The sequence below is a fragment of the Prauserella endophytica genome, from assembly GCF_005146945.1.
GTDB classification, from domain to species: domain Bacteria; phylum Actinomycetota; class Actinomycetes; order Mycobacteriales; family Pseudonocardiaceae; genus Prauserella_A; species Prauserella_A endophytica.
Genome location: NZ_SWMS01000066.1, coordinates 1 through 4,980, shown reverse-complemented (window position 1 = coordinate 4,980; position 4,980 = coordinate 1). Strand labels below are relative to the sequence as shown.

General features: G+C 66.2%; 2 protein-coding genes and 1 pseudogene. 2 read left to right on the top strand and 1 reads right to left on the bottom strand.

From position 1 onward, the window contains the following. Positions 1–52: 52 nt before the first annotated feature. A pseudogene (locus tag FCN18_RS38795) lies at positions 53–682 on the bottom strand (IS30 family transposase); the annotation flags it as partial. An 83-nt stretch (positions 683–765) separates the two neighbouring features. Between FCN18_RS38795 and FCN18_RS38790 the strand changes: the two are divergent. Then, the gene (locus FCN18_RS38790; protein ID WP_137097581.1) at positions 766–1,506 is read left to right on the top strand and encodes a hypothetical protein; all 741 of its coding nucleotides are present in this window, start codon (positions 766–768) and stop codon (positions 1,504–1,506) included. Next, entirely contained in the window at positions 1,493–4,210 is a 2,718-nt protein-coding gene (locus FCN18_RS38785; RefSeq protein WP_137097580.1) for an RNaseH domain-containing protein, read from the top strand. The genes FCN18_RS38790 and FCN18_RS38785 overlap by 14 nt, the downstream gene beginning before the upstream one ends. The last annotated feature ends 770 nt before the right edge of the window (positions 4,211–4,980 follow it).

Here is a 4,980-nt window from a genome sequence, read left to right as displayed (position 1 = left end):
CAACCGCATACCACTCCACTAAGATAAGAAACACATCATCCGTGGCTTACACGGAAATCATGACAGTGCCACGCCCGGTCAGCGGGACCAGGATCAGGAACCGGCTGGTCCGCTCGACCAGACTCGCCACCGCCGTCTTGCCGCCCTTGCCGATGATTAAGTCGCCTTCCCAGTGCCCGGGCACCGCGCGGCCCTCGACCTCGGCGGGACGTTCATCGAGGTAGCGGGGCTCGCGGATACGCGGCGCCGGAGCCGGACGAGGCCCCCTGCGCTCGGTGCGGCCCGAGCGCAGCGCGACAAGTTCGCGGCGCAACGTGGCCACCGGTTGGGCGTAGACCCACTGGTAGATCGCTTCGTGACTCACCCGGCAAGCGTCCCGCCCGACGTGATCACATGCCACCCGCCCGGCGATCGACGCCGGTGACCAGCCCCGACGCAGCCACTCGATCACCCTGGCCAGCAACTGCGGGCACCGTGCCACCGCCATCGGCTTCGGCCGCGATCGAGCCGCTCCCGCCGCCCGCTCCGCCTCCACAGCCCGATACCGATCACGCCCGCCGTGACGGGCCACCTCCCGCGACACAATCGAGGCATCACGACCAATCCGGACCGCGATGTCCCTGAACTCCAACGACTCGGCCAACCCCCGAGAGATCTCCTCCCGATCAGCCAAGGTCAACATCCTGCGCACGACAGGGAATCCTTCCCCACCGAACATCAAGATCAAATGCTACGACCGTCTGAACCCACCGGCGCCTGCTGCTGTTGGTCGGCAGCTACCAGGAGGGCGAGGAAGCGCTCACCGAACTGGTCCGCATGCGTCCAGAGTGGAGAGACCAGATTCTGCGGATGGTTCCCGACGACGACACCGTCACCCACCACTGGAGCACCATCGCCCGCGGGAACATCCACACACTGTCCGATCACGAGCACGTCTGGATCCTGATCGCGCCGCAGCTGGCGATCGAACGCGGGCACAACATCCTCAACGATCAGCAGGTCGCTGCGCTCGGCGCCGCCCTGTACCTGGTCCGACCGCACCTGCACCCCGAGGACCTCAGCTACCACGTGCAAAGCATGAGCCGGTGGGCGGTGGAAGAGATCCGTAACGGCTTGCCCTCGGCAGGACCAGCCACCGCAGCGATCGGCGCACGAGCGCAGATGTTCCGCCAGATCGCTCGGCGGGACTGGATGGACCGTCTCGAAGAACCCCTGCGCTACTCGCTGACCAAATCGAACTCACCCGAGCGGCGCGCGATGGACTGGACGAACATCCCGCCGCTGAACCAGGTGATCGGCCGCATGCTCCGCGGTGGTGCGACCGCCCGCGTGTACTTCTGCGACGCGGCGTTCGCCCCAGCCGAACCGGACAGCCCGCTGTTGGGCATGTACCGCGCTCTCGACCACGCACTCGTCGGCCCCGACGCCGACATCGCGGAAGCCCTCTACCGGCCCCTGCACAGCGCCTTGAAAACACTCCTGGAGAAATACCGTGGCAATCTATGACAAGCTCCAGCCGATGGCCCTGCACGTCGGCGACATCACCGGCCATCCCCTGGGCCGCTACCGCGCCTACGAGTTCCCCACGGTCTGGGCAACGGCGCTGCGCAATGAGGTCTTCCTGCCCTACGACGACGAGGACCCCGACCAGCCACGCGGCCTGCCGCTGTGGGCCGTCACCAACGCCATCTCAGCCCTGATGCCGCAGGTGCTGACCCACGATGCCCGCGGGTTCGCCGACACCACCTGGCTGGCCTGGAACACCGCCGCCAACGGCCCCGCCCCCGACGAGAACCTCATCGTCGAATGCGTCCGCGGCGGCCTCATCGCCGCAGCAATGAACCGCAACACCAAGGCAGTTCGCCGCGGGCAACGACCCCCGATCGACCTCGACGCCCTCGCCGCCGTGGTCACCGACTTCCGCACTGAAGACCTCCAGCACGACGACCGTGAGCTGCGCGTCACGCCAGGGACGCCGTTGGCACGGGAAGACTTTCTCGTGCTGCCCCAACTGCTCGCCATCACCCTCGTGTCCACAAACTGGCAGGTCGACTACACCGGCTGGGATCGCGAGGAAGAGAAACCGATCCCTGGCCGCGCCTTCGGATGGCGACGGACCGCCAGCCACGCTGGCGGCGCGGAGATGGTGTCCTGGCCACCACACGTGTACACGAGCAAGAACGGCACCCGTTACCCGTGGTCCTACATCCTCCGCCTGACCGCACAAACCATGCCGTTCGACGCGTCCCCACGCATCCATACCCACGTAGGTATCCGGCGGTGGGCTCGCAGCCCCGTCTTCGACCCCGAACGCGCCATCGGCGTGCACCTACTCTCACCCTCGCCGTGGGCCGACCACACCTCGCCGTTCGGAATCGCCAGCATCAAGTGGCACAAGAGCCGCAGCGGCAGCGACGGCTTCCTCGACTGGAACGATGACCTCGCCCCGACACTGGCCAGGCTGACCTCCGCCACCCGACTGCCCACTCCGAAGGCGTTGGCCCGAGACCCTCTGGGCCACCTCGAACCGGAACCAACCGAACACGCCCCTCACCCTCACCCGATCGCCGGCGTGCCGTTCCGCTACGGCCTTGGCGACAAATGCAAGCACGCCATTGGAGACGGTGTGTCCGCCCGCGACCGCTGGCGCCTGTTCACCCAACTCCAGCAGGCGCTCGCCGATGTCACCCAACCAGTGCAGCCGCACACCAAGATCCGGGTTGGCACTCGATCTCGGCCCAGCGAGAGCGATCTCATCTGTATCAATCCCACCCATCTGGCAGCAGCAACCGAGAACCATCTCGAACTGATCTTGCTGTTCGACTCCACCGTCATGCGCAGCGCCCTGATGGACGCCGCAGCTGCTGCACTCGGTCTGACCTGGACCCCTGAAGAACTCACGCCCGCCGACCCCAGCCAAGTCATCGAACACAGGGAGCAGAAGGGCCCGCTCGCGGTAACCGTCCGCGTCGAGCCGATCGGCGCGCTCGGTTCGGAACTCACCCCCAACCCCACCATCACCTCTCGCAAGGACCGCGCAGCTGCTGCGTCCGCCGAGCGGCGAACCCAAGGCTTCCGCTACTTCACGTCCCGCCCAACGCCGACCAGCGCCCGGTTCGCCATCATCGAGATGCGCAACGAGGACAGCTTCACCGCCGACACTGACCCCAAGAAGGCGCTCAAGGCCGGCGCGTTGGACGCCCAGGTACTCACGCAAAACATCACGCCACCGAAGCCGCAAGGACGCGGACCCGGCAAAGAGTCAGAAGACGGCCCCCGGCAGAGGGCACGGAGCAGTACCCGAGACCTCCTGATCCGACAGACAGGGATAGTCACACCTCCCGACATCCTCGGCCTACCGGATGAACCACTCCAGGACATCACCACGGTCGGACTCTGGGTAGTGCGTCGAAACGGTGATTCCCGAGCCGTGCTGCCGCTGGCGGTCGCCCGCATCCCGGACGAGCCCTACGTCCGCGTCCGCCTGCCCTACATGGATGAGTGGCTCCCGATGCGCCGAGCGCTGCTCGCACTCAGCGACACCGCCGCCGAACGCGTCTTCACCTCGACTCAGGTGCGGGAGTTCTTCGGCGAGATCACCGCCGAGGTCTGCGACGGCAGTGACATTGCGCTCTTCACCCTGGCCCAGAACATGCGCGGCCTGTGCAAAGGGCTCACCAATGACAACCTGCGACCAGACGTGCTCGCCTTCGACCCAGACGGGTCTGTGCCCGCAGACCAAATCAAAGGGCTGCGGCACCTGCGGTTGCGGACGAACCTACGCCACGAGACGAGCCAGGTCTTCGCGCACGGCGACGCCGTCGGCGAAACCAGTGTCGGGCACGCAGCGTGGCTGTGGGAGGACGTCGACCATCCGCGCCGGTTCTACAGCACGCCGGGCAAACCCAGCACCGCAGGGAAAGGATCACCGCAGGGCTCGCGGCTCGAAGCGCATCTCACGAAGTACGGCATGCGCGTCGACACCCTTGCCGACGTGTGGAATCCCCGCCTGCTGGAAATCACTGCGGCAGTGCTACACCCAGGCGACAACCCCAAAGCCTGGACAGCAATCGCGCACCAGCATCGCTACATCTGCGCCCACTACGCAGATCCCCTTGCGATCCCCGCCGAACTCCACCTCGCCAACAAGATCGGCGAATACTTGCTGCCGCGGCGGGAACTGGAACGGTTCGAAGACGTGAGCAGCTGACATGAGCGATCGCGGATCTTCGCCTGCGCGGGCGACCCCCGCGCACGCGAAGCCGCGCACGCTGAAGTTGAACCCCCGTCAAAGGAAGTACCTGGAGCTGCTCTACCAAGCGGACCAAGAGGCCGAGAAGCGACAGCGGCGCCGATGGCACCAGAGTTTGCGGCGAGAGCCGGCGCACCACTGGCGGTGGATCCCCTTCTCTACCGACCATCCCCGAGCTGGTGTCACCGAGATGCAGCAACGCTTGACGCAAGAAGGCATCCATGACCCCGGATCCGGCGCGACGCTCTCCGCGCTCCTCCGCCGCGGGCTCATCGAAGTACGAACCGTCGACATCAACACATCCCACGGCACCGCGCCGCAACGGCAGGTCCGGCTCACCCGAACTGGCCGCCAAACCGTGCGGGAAGCACTCCCACCTCGTGACCAAGCTAGCCAGGCGATGCCAGCCTGGCTCACCCAGGCACTCACCGCGGTCCGGGATGCGCCCCTCCCAGGGCTACCCAAGACGGCCATCAGTCGCATTGCCGCCCGAAGGCTCGGCCCAGCCGGCCACCACTACATCGAGGACGCAAACGCTTGGGCCTACAAACTCACACCGGAAGGCGCTAAGTACCTCGACCAAATCACGGCAGGACAAGGACATGCGCCTTGAGGTGGCGCAGACCCTGGAACATGACCGACTGCTTAGCGGCAAGCCGGGAGTGTTCCAAGATCGGTGTTTCTGGCCCGACACGCCGGGCTGATGGTCTGGCAGGATGGGCACTGTG